Annotated in this window: 14 protein-coding genes; 11 read left to right on the top strand and 3 right to left on the bottom strand. The window is 74.1% G+C overall.

The genetic code is table 11. The features are described 5' to 3' along the window. Positions 1 to 232: 232 nt before the first annotated feature. The gene (locus AC5WRT_RS30035; RefSeq protein WP_496097160.1) at positions 233 to 979 is read left to right on the top strand and encodes a tetratricopeptide repeat protein; all 747 of its coding nucleotides are present in this window, start codon (positions 233 to 235) and stop codon (positions 977 to 979) included. A 63-nt stretch (positions 980 to 1042) separates the two neighbouring features. Here the strand turns inward: AC5WRT_RS30035 and AC5WRT_RS30030 are convergent, their stop codons facing one another. After that, positions 1043 to 2326, bottom strand: coding sequence for a DUF1015 domain-containing protein (locus AC5WRT_RS30030; RefSeq protein WP_496097153.1), 1284 nt, complete (start codon positions 2324 to 2326; stop codon positions 1043 to 1045). Positions 2327 to 2422: 96 nt separating this feature from the next. Here AC5WRT_RS30030 and AC5WRT_RS30025 point away from each other — a divergent pair, with 96 nt between their 5' ends. The 4 genes from AC5WRT_RS30025 (at position 2423) to AC5WRT_RS30010 (ending at position 6449) form a co-directional block, all read left to right on the top strand. After that, positions 2423 to 3451, top strand: a complete 1029-nt coding sequence (locus tag AC5WRT_RS30025) for an HAD-IIA family hydrolase (protein ID WP_496097152.1) — start codon at positions 2423 to 2425, stop codon at positions 3449 to 3451. A gap of 75 nt (positions 3452 to 3526) precedes the next feature. Next, complete coding sequence (locus AC5WRT_RS30020; RefSeq protein ID WP_496097151.1) at positions 3527 to 4561, top strand: FecCD family ABC transporter permease; 1035 nt, start codon at positions 3527 to 3529, stop codon at positions 4559 to 4561. After that, positions 4558 to 5604, top strand: coding sequence for a FecCD family ABC transporter permease (locus tag AC5WRT_RS30015; protein ID WP_496097150.1), 1047 nt, complete (start codon positions 4558 to 4560; stop codon positions 5602 to 5604). The genes AC5WRT_RS30020 and AC5WRT_RS30015 overlap by 4 nt, the downstream gene beginning before the upstream one ends. Beyond that, positions 5601 to 6449: an ABC transporter ATP-binding protein gene (locus AC5WRT_RS30010; RefSeq protein WP_496097149.1), complete on the top strand. Its 849-nt coding sequence runs from the start codon at positions 5601 to 5603 to the stop codon at positions 6447 to 6449. The genes AC5WRT_RS30015 and AC5WRT_RS30010 overlap by 4 nt, the downstream gene beginning before the upstream one ends. Here AC5WRT_RS30010 and AC5WRT_RS30005 read toward each other — a convergent pair. Then, positions 6433 to 6780: an SCP2 sterol-binding domain-containing protein gene (locus AC5WRT_RS30005; protein ID WP_496097148.1), complete on the bottom strand. Its 348-nt coding sequence runs from the start codon at positions 6778 to 6780 to the stop codon at positions 6433 to 6435. The genes AC5WRT_RS30010 and AC5WRT_RS30005 overlap by 17 nt on opposite strands. A gap of 42 nt (positions 6781 to 6822) precedes the next feature. Here AC5WRT_RS30005 and AC5WRT_RS30000 point away from each other — a divergent pair, with 42 nt between their 5' ends. The 6 genes from AC5WRT_RS30000 to AC5WRT_RS29975 all read left to right on the top strand — a co-directional run bounded on the left by AC5WRT_RS30000 (position 6823) and on the right by AC5WRT_RS29975 (position 12708). Further along, on the top strand, positions 6823 to 7119 hold the full coding sequence (locus AC5WRT_RS30000; RefSeq protein ID WP_496097147.1) for a hypothetical protein: 297 nt from the start codon (positions 6823 to 6825) through the stop codon (positions 7117 to 7119). A gap of 55 nt (positions 7120 to 7174) precedes the next feature. After that, positions 7175 to 7990 (top strand): TlyA family RNA methyltransferase, encoded by an 816-nt coding sequence (locus AC5WRT_RS29995; RefSeq protein WP_496097146.1) that lies wholly within the window; start codon positions 7175 to 7177, stop codon positions 7988 to 7990. Next, entirely contained in the window at positions 7987 to 8892 is a 906-nt protein-coding gene (locus AC5WRT_RS29990) for an NAD kinase (protein WP_496097145.1), read from the top strand. The genes AC5WRT_RS29995 and AC5WRT_RS29990 overlap by 4 nt, the downstream gene beginning before the upstream one ends. Positions 8893 to 8931: 39 nt before the next feature. After that, positions 8932 to 10674: a DNA repair protein RecN gene (recN, locus tag AC5WRT_RS29985; RefSeq protein ID WP_496097144.1), complete on the top strand. Its 1743-nt coding sequence runs from the start codon at positions 8932 to 8934 to the stop codon at positions 10672 to 10674. Positions 10675 to 11145: 471 nt separating this feature from the next. Beyond that, the gene (locus AC5WRT_RS29980) at positions 11146 to 11307 is read left to right on the top strand and encodes a hypothetical protein (RefSeq protein ID WP_496097143.1); all 162 of its coding nucleotides are present in this window, start codon (positions 11146 to 11148) and stop codon (positions 11305 to 11307) included. A 264-nt stretch (positions 11308 to 11571) separates the two neighbouring features. Then, positions 11572 to 12708 (top strand): glycosyltransferase family 4 protein, encoded by a 1137-nt coding sequence (locus AC5WRT_RS29975; protein WP_496097142.1) that lies wholly within the window; start codon positions 11572 to 11574, stop codon positions 12706 to 12708. A gap of 765 nt (positions 12709 to 13473) precedes the next feature. Here AC5WRT_RS29975 and AC5WRT_RS29970 read toward each other — a convergent pair. Then, on the bottom strand, positions 13474 to 15120 hold the full coding sequence (locus AC5WRT_RS29970) for a PucR family transcriptional regulator (RefSeq protein WP_496097141.1): 1647 nt from the start codon (positions 15118 to 15120) through the stop codon (positions 13474 to 13476). Between the last annotated feature and the right edge of the window lie 8 nt (positions 15121 to 15128).

Raw genomic sequence — 15128 nt, 5'->3', positions numbered from 1 at the left:
CGACGACCGCCGTGACGACCGGGGTGGCTTCCGCCGTGACGACCGCCGTGACGACCGGGGTGGCTTCCGCCGTGACGACCGCGGCGGTCGTGGGCCGCGTCGTGACGACCGTGGTGGCCGCCCGGGCGGCTTCCGGGGGCGGGACGACCGCAGGGACGATCGCCGCGACGACCGCCGGGGCGGAGGCCGCTTCCGTGACGAGCGCGACCGGGACCGCGAGCCGATCAAGCGGCTGCCGATCCCGGAGGACGTCACCGGTGAGGAGATCGACAAGGACGTCCGGCAGGAGCTGCAGAGCCTGCCCAAGACGCTCGCGGAGGACGTCGCCAAGAACCTGGTGATGGTCGCCCGGCTCATCGACGAGGACCCCGAGGGCGCCTACGGCTACTCCAAGGTGGCCCTGCGCCTGGCGTCCCGCGTGGCCGCGGTGCGCGAGGCGGCAGGATTCGCGGCGTACGCCAACCAGAAGTACGGCGAGGCCCTCGCCGAGTTCCGGGCCGCGCGGCGGATGACGGGCAGCGTGGACCTGTGGCCGGTGATGGCCGACTGCGAGCGGGGTCTCGGACGGCCGGAGAAGGCGCTCGACATGGCAGGTGCCCCGGAGGTGCACAAGCTGGACAAGGCCGGTCAGGTCGAGATGCGGCTCGTCGCGGCCGGCGCCCGGCGTGACATGGGCCAGCTGGACGCGGCCATCGTGACCCTGCAGAGCCCGGAGCTGGCCTCCAACTCGGTCCAGCCGTGGACCGCGCGCCTGCGCTACGCCTACGCCGACGCCCTGCTGGCCGTCGGCCGCGACGGCGAGGCGCGGGAGTGGTTCGCGAAGGCCGTCGAGGCCGACCGGGACGGCAGCACGGACGCCTCCGACCGGCTCGCCGAACTGGACGGTGTGGAGTTCGTCGACGCCCTGGACGAGAGCGGGGACGCGGGCGAGCCCGAGTCCGCCGAGTCCTCCGAGGAAGACGGCGGCGACAAGGACTGACGCCAGACACTGGGACGAGGGCGGGTTCCCCGGCGGGAGCCCGCCCTCGTCGCGTCGGGATGTTCAGATCTCCAGTGCCCGCAGCACCAGGCCCGACGCCGGTTTCGGACCGAACGACGTCGACTTGCGGGGCATCGTCACGCCCTGGCGGGCCAGGTCGCGTACGACCTCCTCGCGGACCGGGTGCATCAGCACGGCCGTCCCGCCGTCGCGTTCCGCCTTGGCGACCGTCGCGGCCGTGTCGTGGATGTACGCGATGTGGGCAGGGGAGTCCTCGGGGATGTGCCACACGTGGTCGAGCAGGGTGGCGTGCAGGACCGTTGCGTCCAGGGAGCGCCAGGCGGCCGGGCGGTCCGCGGGGATCGTGCGGGCCAAGAGGTCCGGATCCGGGCGGTCGAGCAGGTGGAAGGCGCCGTCACCGGCCAGCAGGAAGGCGTTTCCCGCGCAGGACGCGTCCGCCAGCGTCTCCAGGGCGTCGGCGAGCGGCGTCTCGAGGCGCTGCACCCGGAACAGGCCCGCCACGGCCGCGAGCGCGTCGGCGACCGGCAGGCCGTGCAGCAGGCGGTGGATGGCCCGGACGCGCAGCGGATAGCGGGCGGTGTCGACGAGCAGCACCAGGCCGTGGTCCCAGGGGCTCGGGGAGGGGTGCTCGGCGCGCAGCCGCAGATAGGTGGCCCATCGGTGGTGGCCGTCGGCGATCAGGGCCTGCTGATGGGCGAGGTCCGACTGGATCCGGGCCACGTCGGCGGGGTCGGTGACGGACCAGAGGCGGTGGCGGAACCCGTCCTCCGTGGTCGTGGCCAGCAGCGGGGGCTTGCCGGCGGTGCGCTCGACGACCTCGGCCGCCGTGCCGTCGCCGTGGTAGGTCAGCAGAAGCGGCTCCAGGTTCGCGCGGGTGGCACGCATCAGGGCCGCGCGGTCGGCGACCACGGGTGGCATGACGTCCTCGTGCGGCAGCACCACACCCTCGGCCGGCTCCGACACCCGCAACGCGCCGATGACCCCGCGCTGGAGCAGGCCGCTCCCGTCCCGCTGCTCGTAGACGTACAGGCCGGGCTCCGGGTCCGCGGTGAGGACCCCCTCGTCCAGCCAGCGGCGCAGGGTGTCCGCCGCCTGCTCGGTACGGGCGCTCGGGGTGCCGGCCTGGGGCAGGATCAGCCGGACGATGTTGTACGGGTCGGCGGACTGGAGGTGGTGCACCCCGTCGGGGCGTACGACGACGTCGTACGGCGGGGAGGTGACGGAGGCCAGGCTGCCGACCCGGTCGGGGTCGTAGCGCAGGCCGCGGAACGGGCTGAGTTCCAGACCCGGGCGCGCCGTTGCCTCCGAGTGACCTGCAGTGTTCATCCCGGCATCGTACGTGTGTCAGTGGCGTGCGGGATGATCGGGGGAAAGGCGGGAGAACGCCTATGGGACGTCGGTCGAACGAGGAGCGATGCGGACATGAGCCAGACGGTCAGGACGAGGCCCGAGGGCAGTGGGCAGCCCCTGAGCGAGGCGTACGACACGGCGCTGCTCGATCTGGACGGGGTGGTGTACGCGGGCGGGCAGGCGATCGCGCACGCGGTGGACTCGCTGGCGGTGGCGCGCTCCGGCGGCATGCATCTGGCATACGTCACGAACAACGCGCTGCGGACCCCGGACACCGTGGCCGAGCACCTGACGGAGCTGGGTATACCGACGGGTCCCGATGACGTCATCACCTCTTCGCAGGCGGTGGCGCGGCTGATCAGCGAGCAGGTGCCGGCCGGGGCGCGGGTGCTGGTGATCGGCGGCGAGGGGCTGCGGGTGGCGCTGCGCGAGCGGGGCCTCGTGCCGGTGGAGTCCGCGGACGACGATCCGGCGGCGGTCGTGCAGGGCTACGGCGGGCCGGACCTGACCTGGGGGCGGTTCGCGGAGGCTTCGTACGCGGTGGCGCGCGGGGTGCCGTGGTTCGCTTCCAACACCGACCTGACGATCCCGAGCGGGCGGGGCATCGCGCCGGGCAACGGGGCGGCCCTGGAGGTCGTCCGGATCGCCACGGGCAAGGAGCCGCAGGTGGCGGGGAAGCCGCTGCCCCCGATGCATCGCGAGACGATCATCCGCACGGGTGCGCGGCGGCCGCTGGTGGTCGGGGACCGGCTGGACACGGACATCGAGGGCGCGTTCAACGGCGGGGTCGACTCGCTGCTGGTGCTGACCGGCGTCACCGACGGCGCCCAGCTGCTCGCGGCGCCGCCGCGGCACCGGCCGACGTATGTGGACGCGGATCTGCGCGGGCTGCTCACCGGCCAGCCGGAGGTCAGCGCCGACGGCGACGGCTTCCGCTGCGGCGGGTTCACGGCGACGGCCGGGACGGACCGGCTGGAGCTGGAGGGCGACGGTGAGGCCCTGGACGGACTGCGCGCGCTGTGCGCGGCGGCCTGGACGGCGGCCGGGGACGGCTCCTGCGAGCTGGACGGGGGGAAGGCGCTGGCACGGCTGGGACTGTGAGCGGGCGCGGGCGCGGACTGCGGCGGGCCGGCCCCGAAGATCACTCCCCTGGCAAGGGTAGGCTAACCTAACCTCGTGTTCAGTCCTCCCGAACAGCGCGCGGAGACCGCCCCCGCGCCTCCGACCCGCCTGGCGGCAAGGGCTCTTGGGCTCCTCTCCGCCGTGATCCTGGTGCTCGCCGCCCTGGCGAGCATCGCGGTCGGAGCGAAGGCGCTGCCGCCGGACCAGGTCTGGCACGGCCTGTTCCACGACACCGGGACCTACGGCGACGTGGTGGTCGACGAGAGGCTCGCGCGCACGGTCCTCGGTCTGCTGGCCGGTGCCGCGCTCGGTCTGGCCGGCGCGGTGCTCCAGGCGCTCACCCGCAATCCACTGGCCGACCCCGGCCTGCTCGGCATCAACGCGGGCGCCTCCGCCGCCGTCGTCACCGCCATCACCTGCTTCGGTGTCACCGGTCTCACCGGCTATGTGTGGTTCGCCTTCCTCGGAGCGGCGACGGCCGGCGCGCTGGTGTGGTTCCTCGGCGGTGGCCGGGGCGCCACCCCGGTGCGGCTCGCTCTCGCCGGTACGGCGATCAGCGCCGCCCTCTACGGCTATCTGCAGGCGGCGATGATCCTGGACGACGCGGTGCTCGCCAAGATGCGCTTCTGGACGGTGGGTTCGCTGGCCTCGGCCGGCTACTCGACCATCGGCCAGGTGCTGCCGTTCCTCGCGGCCGGCATGGCCCTCGCGCTCGCGCTCGGCCGCCCGCTGAACGCCCTCGCGATGGGCGACGACACCGCCCGCGCCCTCGGCGTACACCTGGGCCGCACCCGTGCGCTCGCCATGCTGGCCGCCACCGTGCTGTGCGGTGCCGCGACCGCCGCCTGCGGACCCATCGCGTTCGTCGGCCTGATGGTCCCGCACGTCGTGCGCTCCTTCACCGGCCCCGACCTGCGCCGGATCCTGCCGTACGCCGCCGTTCTGTCGCCGGTGCTGCTGCTCGGCGCCGACGTCACCGGCCGGGTCGTGGCCCGCCCCTCGGAACTGCAGGTCGGCATCGTCACCGCGCTCGTCGGCGGCCCGGTCTTCCTCCTGCTCGTACGGCGGCGGAGGACGGCCCGGCTGTGAGTAACCGGAACAAGAACCGGGCCGTCCGCACCCCCGGCGGTCTGTCCCTGCGCCTGGACCTGCGGACCCTTACCGTCGTCGTGCTGCTGCTGGCCGCCGCCTGCGCGGCCGGGACAGCGCTGATCGGCACCGGCGACGCGAAGATTCCCGCAGCCGACGTGCTCAGGACTCTGACCGGTGACGGCAGCGCGTACCAGGACTTCGTCGTCAAGGAACTGCGGCTGCCGCGGGTGCTGGTCGGGCTGCTGGTCGGCGCCGCGCTCGGCCTCGGCGGTGCGCTGTTCCAGTCCGTCTCCCGCAACCCGCTCGGCAGCCCGGACGTGCTGGGCCTGTCCCAGGGCTCGACGGCCGGCGCGCTCGTCGTGATCGTGCTGCTGTCCGGCAGCGCCACGCAGGTCACCGTCGGTGCGCTGGTCGGCGGTCTGGTGACCGGGCTCGCGATCCATCTGCTCGCCTGGAGGCAGGGCGTACACGGATACCGGCTCGTCCTGGTCGGTATCGGTGTCTCCGCGATCGCCACCGCCGTCGACGGCTATCTGCTCACCAAGGCAGACCTGGTCGACGCGGCCCGCGCGGTCGTGTGGACGACCGGCTCGCTGGACGGCCGGGACTGGGACCAGGTCCTGCCGTTGCTCGCAGTGTGCGCCGTCCTCGTCCCGCTGGTCCTCGTCAACGCGCGCGGCCTGAGGATGCTGGAGATGGGCGACGACGTGGCAGGCGCCCTCGGGGTGCGCGTGCAGCGGGTCCGGTCGGTGCTGATGGTCTGCGCCGTGCTGCTCACCGCGGCCGCCACCGCGGCCGCCGGACCCGTCGGCTTCGTCGCACTGACCGCGCCGCAGCTCGCCCGCCGCCTGACCCGCTCGCCGGGCCCGAATCTGGTGCCCTCCCTGTGCATGGGTTCCGCCCTGCTGGTCGCCGCCGACTGGGCAGCACAGCGCGCCTTCGGCGCCGACCGGTTGCCCGTCGGCGTGGTCACCGGTGTCCTCGGCGGAGGCTATCTGCTGTGGCTGCTGGTCACCGAGCGCAGAGCGGGCCGGATATGAGCGGCACCCCCACGAAGACGACCGGGAGCACTGTGAACCGCCTGTCCGCCGAGAACGTCACCCTCGCCTACGACCAGCGCGTCATCGCCGAACAGCTGTCGGTGGAGATCCCCGACAACTCCTTCACGGTGATCGTCGGCCCGAACGCGTGCGGCAAGTCGACGCTGCTGCGGGCGCTGTCCCGGATGCTCAAGCCCAGCCGGGGCCGGGTCCTGCTCGACGGCCAGGTGATCCAGTCGATGCCCGCCAAGAAAGTCGCCCGCATCCTCGGCCTGCTGCCGCAGTCGTCCATCGCGCCCGACGGCATCACGGTCGCCGACCTCGTCGGCCGGGGCCGCTACCCGCATCAGGGCCTGCTGCGTCAGTGGTCGGAGGAGGACGAGCGGGTCGTACGGGAGTCCATGCGGCGGACCGGCGTCGCCGGATTGGCCGACCGGTACGTCGACGAGCTGTCCGGCGGGCAGCGGCAGCGGGTGTGGATCGCGATGGCGCTCGCCCAGCAGACCCCGCTGCTGCTCCTGGACGAGCCGACCACCTACCTGGACATCCAGCACCAGATCGACGTTCTCGACCTGTGCGCCGAACTGCACGAGACCCAGGGCCGCACCCTGGTCGCCGTGCTGCACGACCTCAACCACGCGGCCCGCTACGCCACCCACCTCATCGCCCTGCGCGGCGGCCGGGTCGTCGCCGAGGGTGCCCCGAACGACATCGTCACGGCCGAGCTGGTGGAGCAGGTGTTCGGGCTGCGGTGCCAGGTCGTCGACGACCCGGAGACCGGGACGCCCCTGGTGGTACCGGCGGCGCGCAGGACCAGGCAGGAGCGGCTCACAGGAGCTTCCTGAGCCGGAACAGGTCCAGCAGGTTCGCCTCCAGCCGTACCCGGCCCGAACCCCAGGCGGTCGCGAAGTTCAGCGCGCCGTCCACCAGCGCCACCAGGTCGTCCCCCGCCAGGGCCAGCCTGATCTGTGCCTTCTCCCGAGGCGGGCCGGGGTGGGTGTCGTCCACCTCGATCCGGCCGCCCGTCATCCGGCCGGCGAAGGACACGTCCAGGTCCGTGATGTGACAGCTCACCGAGCGGTCGAGCGCGGCGGCCGCGCGGGCGTCGCCCTCGGCGCCCTGCATGTTGTCCGAAAGCTTCCCCAGTGCGGCGCGGCACTCCTCGATCGTGGCCATCGCCCACGACGGTACCCCAGCGGTTCGCGGTAGCGTCGGGCCATGAGCGACTCGGTTCCGCAGACGGAGATCCCGCAGGATGCGGTGCAGGAGGCGGTGGAGGCACCGGAGACGGACCCCGCCGAGCCCGCCCCCCTGAAGGTCCCGCGCACCCCCACTGGCAACGTCGAGGTCGACGCCCAGCTGGAACGGCTCGCCGACGCCGACCACCTCGCCACCGATGGGCACATGGAGGTGTACGAGGATGTACACAGGGGGCTGCGCGACGCGCTCACCGCGCTCGACGCCCGCCCGGGACCTCCGGTGCCCACCCGTCACCCGACGGCTGCGCCCCAATGAGACCCTCCGGGGCACACCTTTTGATCGCCGTACGAAAGCAGGAGCTGAACCGAACGTGGCAGGAGTCGCACGCCGCCGTCTGGACGCGGAGCTGGTCCGCCGGAAGCTCGCGCGCTCGCGCGAGCACGCCAGCCAGCTGATCGCCGCCGGGCGGGTCACCGTCGGCAAGACCGTGGCGACCAAGCCGGCCACCCAGGTGGAGACCGCCGCGGCGATCGTGGTCCAGGCCGACGACAGCGACCCCGACTACGTCTCCCGCGGCGGACACAAGCTCGCCGGCGCTCTGGAGGTCTTCGTCCCGCAGGGGCTGCTGGTCGAGGGCCGGCGCGCGCTGGACGCCGGCGCGTCCACCGGAGGCTTCACCGATGTCCTGCTGCGCGCGGGCGCCGCCCACGTCGTCGCGGTCGACGTCGGCTACGGACAGCTCGCCTGGTCTCTCCGGAACGATGAACGCGTCACCGTCAAGGACCGTACGAACGTACGCGAGTTGACGCTCGAGGCGATCGATGGGGAACCTGTGGATCTTGTCGTGGGCGATCTGTCCTTCATTCCGCTCGGCCTGGTGCTGCCGGCCCTGAAGCGGTGCGTGAAGCCGGACGCCGACCTGGTGATGATGGTCAAGCCGCAGTTCGAGGTGGGCAAGGAGCGGCTGGGCAGCGGGGGTGTCGTACGGAGTCCGCAGTTGCGGGCGGAGGCCGTGCGGGCAGTGGCCGAGAGGGCGTGGGAGCTGGGGCTCGGGGTGCAGGCAGTCGCCGCCAGTCCGCTGCCCGGCCCCTCGGGGAACGTCGAGTACTTTCTCTGGCTGCGGGCGGGCGCACCCCAGGTGGACCCGTCCGACGTCGACCGTGCAGTGGCGGAGGGGCCGCGTTGACACAGAACCTGGCGCGTACTGTTTTCCTGCTCGCCCACACCGGGCGGCCCGCGGCGGTCCGCAGTGCGGAACTCGTCGTCAAGGGTCTGCTGCGGCATGGCATCGGGGTGCGGGTGCTGGAGGAGGAGGCGCACGACCTGCCGCTGCCGGACCAGGTGGCGCTGGTCAAGGAGGCCACCCCGCAGTGCCTCGACGGGTGCGAGCTGCTGATCGTGCTCGGCGGTGACGGGACGCTGCTGCGGGGCGCCGAGTTCGCCCGCGCGTCCGGGGTGCCGATGCTCGGCGTCAACCTCGGCCGGGTGGGGTTCCTCGCGGAGGCCGAACGCGACGACCTCGACCGGGTGGTCGACCGGGTGGTGGCACGGTCCTACGAGGTCGAGGAGCGGATGACCGTCGATGTCGTCGTGCACCGCAACGGGGACATCGTGCACACCGACTGGGCCCTGAACGAGGCGGCCGTGCAGAAGGCCGGTGCCGAGAAGCTGCTCGAAGTCGTGCTGGAGATCGACGGGCGGCCGGTGTCGGAGTTCGGGTGCGACGGGGTGATCCTCTCCACGCCCACCGGGTCCACGGCGTACGCCTTCTCCGCCGGCGGGCCGGTGGTGTGGCCCGAGGTGGAGGCGCTGCTGATGGTGCCGATCAGCGCGCACGCGCTGTTCGCCAAGCCGCTGGTCACCTCCCCTGACTCGGTGCTCGCGGTGGAGGTGCTGCCGCACATCCCCCCGGGCGTGCTGTGGTGCGACGGGCGGCGGACCGTCGAGCTCCCGCCGGGGGCGCGGGTGGAGGTGCGGCGAGGGGCCGTGCCGGTGCGGCTGGCCCGGCTGCACCATTCGTCGTTCACGGACCGGCTGGTGGCGAAGTTCGCGTTGCCGACCACGGGGTGGCGGGGAGCGCCTCACTAGAAAGAGCGGCCTGTGTGCACTCCCCGCCCCGGACCTCGTATGGTCTGTTCCGTGTTGGAGGAGATGCGGATACGGTCGCTCGGAGTCATCGACGACGCCGTCGTCGAGCTGTCGCCGGGGTTCACCGCCGTCACCGGCGAGACGGGTGCGGGCAAGACCATGGTGGTCACCAGCCTGGGGCTGCTGCTCGGCGGCCGGGCGGACCCGGCGCTCGTGCGGATCGGTGCCGACAAGGCGGTCGTGGAGGGGCGGGTCACCGTGCCCGCGGACGCCGCCGCCGTCGTACGCGCCGAGGAGGCGGGGGCCGAGCTGGACGACGGGGCCCTGCTGATCAGCCGTACCGTTTCCGCCGAGGGCCGCTCCCGGGCGCACCTCGGCGGGCGCAGCGTGCCCGTGGGTCTGCTCGCCGAGCTGGCCGACGACCTGGTGGCCGTGCACGGGCAGACCGACCAACAGGGGCTGCTGAAGCTGTCCCGGCAGCGGCAGGCGCTGGACCGGTACGCGGGCGACGCGGTCGCCGTGCCGCTCGCCAAGTACACCGAGGCCTACCGGCGGCTGCGGGCCGTCTCCGCCGAGCTGGGGGAGATCACCACGCGCGCGCGTGAGCGGGCGCAGGAGGCCGACATGCTGCGGTACGGCCTGGAGGAGATCGCCGCCGTCGAGCCGCGCGCCGGAGAGGACGTCGAGCTGGCCGAGGAGGCCGAGCGGCTGGGGCACGCGGAGGCGCTGTCGTCCGCCGCGACGGCCGCCCACGCCGCTCTGGCGGGCAATCCGGAGGACCCCGAGGGGATCGACGCCTCGACCCTCGTCGCGGGCGCCCACCGGGCCCTGGAGGCCGTCAGGTCCCACGACCCGGCGCTCGCCTCGCTCGCCGACCGGATCGGGGAGATCGGGATCCTGCTCGGTGACGTGGCCGGTGAGCTGGCCGGGTACGCCGACGATCTGGACGCCGACCCGCTGCGGCTGGCCGCCGTGGAGGAGCGGCGGGCCGCGCTGACCGCGCTGACCCGCAAGTACGGCGAGGACGTGAACACCGTCCTCGCCTGGGCCGAGCAGAGCGCCGCGCGCCTGACCGAGCTGGACGGCGACGACGACCGGATCGCCGAGCTGACCGCCGAGCGGGACGCGCTCCGCGCCGAACTGGGCGGACTGGCACAGGCGCTGTCGGACGCGCGGACGGAGGCCGCCGAGCGGTTCGCCGCCGCCGTGACCGCCGAGCTGGCCTCGCTGGCCATGCCGCACGCGCGCGTGTCCTTCGACATCCGGCAGGCCGAGGACCCCGAGGGCGTCGAGGTCGGCGGCCGTACGGTCGCGTACGGGCCGTCGGGCGTGGACGAGGTCGAGCTGCTGCTCGCCCCGCACCCGGGCGCCCCGCCGCGGCCCATCGCCAAGGGGGCGTCCGGCGGCGAGCTGTCCCGCGTCATGCTCGCCGTGGAGGTCGTGTTCGCGGGCACCGACCCCGTGCCGACGTACCTCTTCGACGAGGTCGACGCCGGCGTCGGCGGCAAGGCGGCGGTCGAGATCGGCCGGCGCCTGGCGAAGCTCGCCAGGACCGCGCAGGTCGTCGTGGTGACCCACCTGCCCCAGGTGGCTGCCTTCGCCGACCGCCAGCTGCTGGTGGAGAAGACCGACGACGGCTCGGTCACCCGCTCCGGCGTGAAGGTACTGGAGGGCGAGGAACGCATCCGCGAACTGTCCCGCATGCTGGCGGGCCAGGAGGACTCGGAGACGGCCCGCGCCCATGCGGAGGAACTGCTGGCCACGGCCCGGGCGGACCTGTAGGCGGGGTTCGGTTTCCAAGGTGGCGGGATGACCGTCGAGGATGGCCGCCGAGTGCGATTCCCGCTCCTTCCTGCTGCCCGCCGCGCCCACCCGGGCCGGCCTCGCTCTGCTGCGGGGCGACCCGTGTCCGCAGGCCGGTCCCGGCGTGCCCGTCGCCGCGGGGCTGCGGGGTGTACGACGATGCCGCCGGGCACCACCGGTGTGGTTTCCGGGCCCATCTGCGGGCGCTCCGGGGAGGTGAAGTCACCAGCGGGGCCGTGGAGTCGACCGGGAGCTCGGCTGTCGGACCGGTTGCGGGGGTGCTGCTGAAGGAGCGCCCCCGCGACGGGCTACCCGCCGGGATCGTCATCGCGGGTACCACGCACTTCGTGCACCTGGTGGACGTACGCCCCGGCCCGGCCGCCGGCGCGGTGCTCGCGCTCGGGGGGCCGGGGCTGCTGCGGAAGGGGGGTCCCGTCGGGGGAGCGCGCGATGATCGGGGCCAAGGGGGCGCACGCGCCCGAAGCCGCGCTGGGGGCGGCCGTCGTGGCGGCCAACCGGCGCGCGGGGCTGCTCGCGCACGCCGTCGCCGTCGTGGCCGCCGCCGTGCAGGGGGACCGGGTGAGCGACCGGGCGCGAGCGGTAAGCGTCTGACCTCGCCGTATGCGCCTGCGCTGCGCTCATCCACGGCCGGACTTCATTCACCCGTGTGAGTGACGTGCTCCGGCGCATTGCCCCCGGGCCGCCGCACTGTGCGCCTTCCGGATTTCCCTGAACGGCCCTGTCTCCTGGCATGCTTGAAGGGCATGCGGTCCGCGCCGGAGGCGCGCGGTGTACGTCCTTCCGCCCCTCTGAGCCCGCTACCTTCTGTACGTTTCCTCGTGACCCCGCCCACGCCGAACCAGGAGTCCCGGCCTCGTGAGCCCCCTGAGCAGCAGCGCACCGCACGGCCAGCAGCCGCTGCGCACCGTGCAGGTGCTGGGCGGAGGCAACGCCGGCAGCAGCGCGCATGTGCGCTCGCTGGCCGAGGGGCTCGTGGCGAGGGGTGTGCGGGTCACGGTGTGCGCCCCGGTCGAGGCCGACCAGGCCTACGATTTCACCGGCGTCGGTGCCGAGCACGTGCACGTGCCGCGCAGCAGCGACCCCGTCGCGGTGGCCGCGCTGCGGACGGCCTGCGCCAACGCCGACCTGGTGCACGCGCACGGGCTGCACGCCTCCTTCCGGACCGTCCTCGCGCTCAGCGGCCGGCCCACCCCCCTGGTGGTCACCTGGCACAACCGGGCATGGGCCGAGGGCCCGCGGGCGCATCTGCTCAGGGTGCTGGAGCGGCGGGTGGTGCGGACGGCGGCCGTCGTCCTCGGCACCAGCCCCGACCTGGTGGACCGGGCCCGCAACACCGGTGCCCGGGACGCCCGGCTCGGTGCCGTCGGCCTGCCGGGGCAGCGGCGGCCCGTCGCCCTGGACGATCCCGACCGGCTGCGCCCCAAGGTCCTGGCCGAACTCGGCGCCACCGGACGCCCGTTGCTGCTCGCGGTCGGCTCCCTCGACCGGCACCGCGGCTATGGCGTCCTGCTCGACGCGGCCCGTGCCTGGCGGGACCTGGACCCCGTGCCGCTGGTCGTCATCGCCGGAGAGGGGCCGCTGCGGCCGGTGTTGCAGCGGCGCATCGAGGACGAGGACCTGCCGGTGCGGCTCGTCGGACACCGCGAGGACGTCCCCGATCTGCTCGCCGCCGCCGACCTGGCGCTGCTGACCAGCAGGTGGGAGTCGCGGTCCGTACTCGCCCAGGAGGCGCTGTACGCGCGCGTGCCGCTCGTCGCGACCAAGGTCGGCGGCATCCCCGACCTCGTCGGCGACGCGGCCGAACTCGTCCCGTACGACGATCCGGAGGCGCTCGCGTCCGCCGTCGTGCGGCTCCTCGCGGACCCGGAGCGCCGGGAGGAGCTGGCCGAGGCGGGCGTCCGGCAGGCCGGCACCTGGCCGACCGAGGACGAGACGGTGGCCCAGGTACTCAGCGTCTACGACGAGTTGACCATGCCGACACCGCTGGTCTAGGGCGTGTTTCGAAAGTAGCGTCGTCCGCCCGGAGGGCGGGGTCCGCGGCGTCTGGTGCGGTGCGTCGCAAGGCGGAGGGTCGTCCCCGTACCGGGCGTACGTGGACGATCCCGACAACGCGGCGAGGTGCCGTGCCAGGCGTCGCGGACCAGACGGGCCTTTCGAAACACGCCCTAGTGCCCGGCAGGCGACGTTCGCCCGTCAGGGAGCGGCGTCCGGTGCGTGCCGTAGGCGTGCCGGCCGGAAGCTCTCGTACCGGACGTACCCGGGCTTTCGGTCGGTGCGGCGAGAGTGCGTGCCGGGCGTCGCGACGGGGCGAACGTCGCCTGTTGGGGCACTGGGGGTTTGGTTCGGATCAGGTCGGACGGGTCGCGGCGTCCGGTGCGGTGCGTCGCAAGGCGGAGGATCACCCGCGCACTGGGCGTACTCGGGTGGCCCGACAACGCGGCGAGGCGCCGTGCCGGGCGTCGCGGACCCGGGCTGATCCAAACGAGACCCCCAGGTGTGCTGTCCGACACTTCGCGTCGTCGCCCGAGGAGCGGACCCGGTGTCAGGCGCGTGTCCCGGGGGCCCCGGCCGGAGGCTGGGGGGAGTGCCGGTCCCAGGCCCTCGCGGGGACGCTCGGGTCTGGGACCGGTTCGCGGCGAGTGCGGGCGGCTCCCGCGCCGTCGTGGCAGTGGGTGAGCGTGCACGGCGTCGCGCGGCTGGGGGCACCTGCCGGCCGAGGGAACGGGGGGAGGGAATCGCCGGACAGGCCCCCGGCCCCTAGGGCACGTGCCGACGGGCGCGGAGGGCGAGGCTCAGCGCGAGGACGGTCTGCGGGTCGTCGAGGTCGGTGCCCAGCAACTCACCGATGCGGGCGAGCCGGTTGTAGAGGGTCTGCCGGTTCAGGTGCAGCTCGCGGGCCGTCTCCGCCTTGCGTCCCGCGTGCGCCAGATAGGTCTGCAGGGTCGGCAGCAGCGGCGGCTTGGAACGGTTGTCGTGGTCGCGCAGCGGGCCGATCGCGCGGTCCACGAACGCGGCGAGGTCCGGGTGGTCGCGCAGTCGCCACAGCAGCAGGTCGATGTCGAGGCGGCGGGCGTCGTACCAGGGCCGGTCGGTCAGGCCCTGCGCGGCCGTCGCCGTCTCCGCCGCGTGCCTGAGCCCGGCCGACGCGGCCGCCCAGCCGCCCGCCACGCCGACCACCACGACCGGCGGTGGCGAGCCCGGCCGGCGCATCCCGGCACGCTCCACGCCCGCGCGCAGCGCCGCCGCCACCCGGTCGGCGACGGCCGAGCGCTCCGACTCCGAGCGCAGGCCCAGCAGCACCAGAACCCGGCCCTCCACCGGGCGCACGCCCAGCAGTACCGGCACCCCGACCGCGGCCAGTTCCTCCGACACGGCCCGGGCGAGCACCGCCCAACCCCCGCCGGGGGAGAGACTGTCGCCGATCCGCATCACCACCGGCAGCAGCGGGCTGTCGCCGGGCTTGAAGCCGAGGACCCGGGCCTGCGCCGGGGCGTCCTCCGCGGTGATCCGGCCCTCGGCGAGGTCGGTGAGGAAGTCGCCGCGCCCGCGGGCCGCCAGCTCCTCCTCCTGCCGGGCCTGCATCAGCACCACGGCCAGGATGCCCGCGGCCCGTTCGGCGGCGAGCCGGTGCACGGGGGCCAGCGGGGCGCGCACCGGCAGCAGGACCAGGCGGGCGCGCACGGAACCGGCCGTACCGGGGCCGCCGCCGGGCACGTCCACCAGCACCGAGCCGGCGGGCGGCGGGACGTCCTTGTGCGGCCCGCGCAGCCCTTCCCACACCTGGAGCGGGTCCGCGCCCTCGGGCCCCTCCCCGGCGGCGTACAGCAGGCGGCCGTCGGCCGTCTCCAGGAACACCGGGTTTCCGCTGAAACCGGCCAGGATGCCCAGCACCTGCGGCACCCCGCCACCGCCCAGCAGTGCCTCGGTACAGCGCCGGTGCACCTCCTCGGCCCGCTGGAGGAGGGCGTAGTGGCCGTTGACGATCTCCGTGTGGATCTCCTCGGTGACCGTCACGAACGGCACCTCGCGGTGGAGCTGGACCAGCGGCAGCCCGGCGGCGCGGGCGGTGTCCACCAGAGCGGCCGGAAGCCGGGTGAAGCGCGGGCCGAGCTCCACCACCAGCGCGGCGATCCCGCGCTCGGCGAGGGTGCGCACGAACGCCCGCTGCTCGGCAGGGCGGGTGCCGAGGCCGTAGCCGGTGGTGAGCAGCAGCTCGCCGCCCTTGAGCAGCGAGGCGATGTTCGGCACTTCGCCCGCGTGCACCCAGCGCACCGTGCGTCCCAGCCGGTCGGCGCCCGCCAGGATCTCCGGCAGCCCGCTGCGCAGCCCGGGCAGCTCCAGCGCCCGCTGAACGGTGATCCCGGCGCCCTGGGTGTCGGGTCGGTTGTCCGTACGGCTGTCCATGCAGCGGA

This window comes from Streptomyces sp. NTD91, assembly GCF_059510455.1.
The sequence above is the reverse complement of the archived record's forward strand: the minus strand, read 5'-3'. Positions and strand labels throughout refer to the sequence as shown.

What these genes read in the sequence shown, in the direction of transcription:
- AC5WRT_RS30010 (WP_496097149.1), top strand. Translation starts at nt 5,601, where the DNA reads ATGAGCGGCACCCCCACGAAGACGACCGGGAGCACTGTGAACCGCCTG.
- AC5WRT_RS30030 (WP_496097153.1), bottom strand. Translation starts at nt 2,326, where the DNA reads ATGAACACTGCAGGTCACTCGGAGGCAACGGCGCGCCCGGGTCTGGAA.
- AC5WRT_RS30025 (WP_496097152.1), top strand. Translation starts at nt 2,423, where the DNA reads ATGAGCCAGACGGTCAGGACGAGGCCCGAGGGCAGTGGGCAGCCCCTG.
- recN (WP_496097144.1), top strand. Translation starts at nt 8,932, where the DNA reads ATGGTCTGTTCCGTGTTGGAGGAGATGCGGATACGGTCGCTCGGAGTC.
- AC5WRT_RS29970 (WP_496097141.1), bottom strand. Translation starts at nt 15,120, where the DNA reads ATGGACAGCCGTACGGACAACCGACCCGACACCCAGGGCGCCGGGATC.
- AC5WRT_RS30000 (WP_496097147.1), top strand. Translation starts at nt 6,823, where the DNA reads ATGAGCGACTCGGTTCCGCAGACGGAGATCCCGCAGGATGCGGTGCAG.
- AC5WRT_RS29980 (WP_496097143.1), top strand. Translation starts at nt 11,146, where the DNA reads ATGATCGGGGCCAAGGGGGCGCACGCGCCCGAAGCCGCGCTGGGGGCG.
- AC5WRT_RS30005 (WP_496097148.1), bottom strand. Translation starts at nt 6,780, where the DNA reads ATGGCCACGATCGAGGAGTGCCGCGCCGCACTGGGGAAGCTTTCGGAC.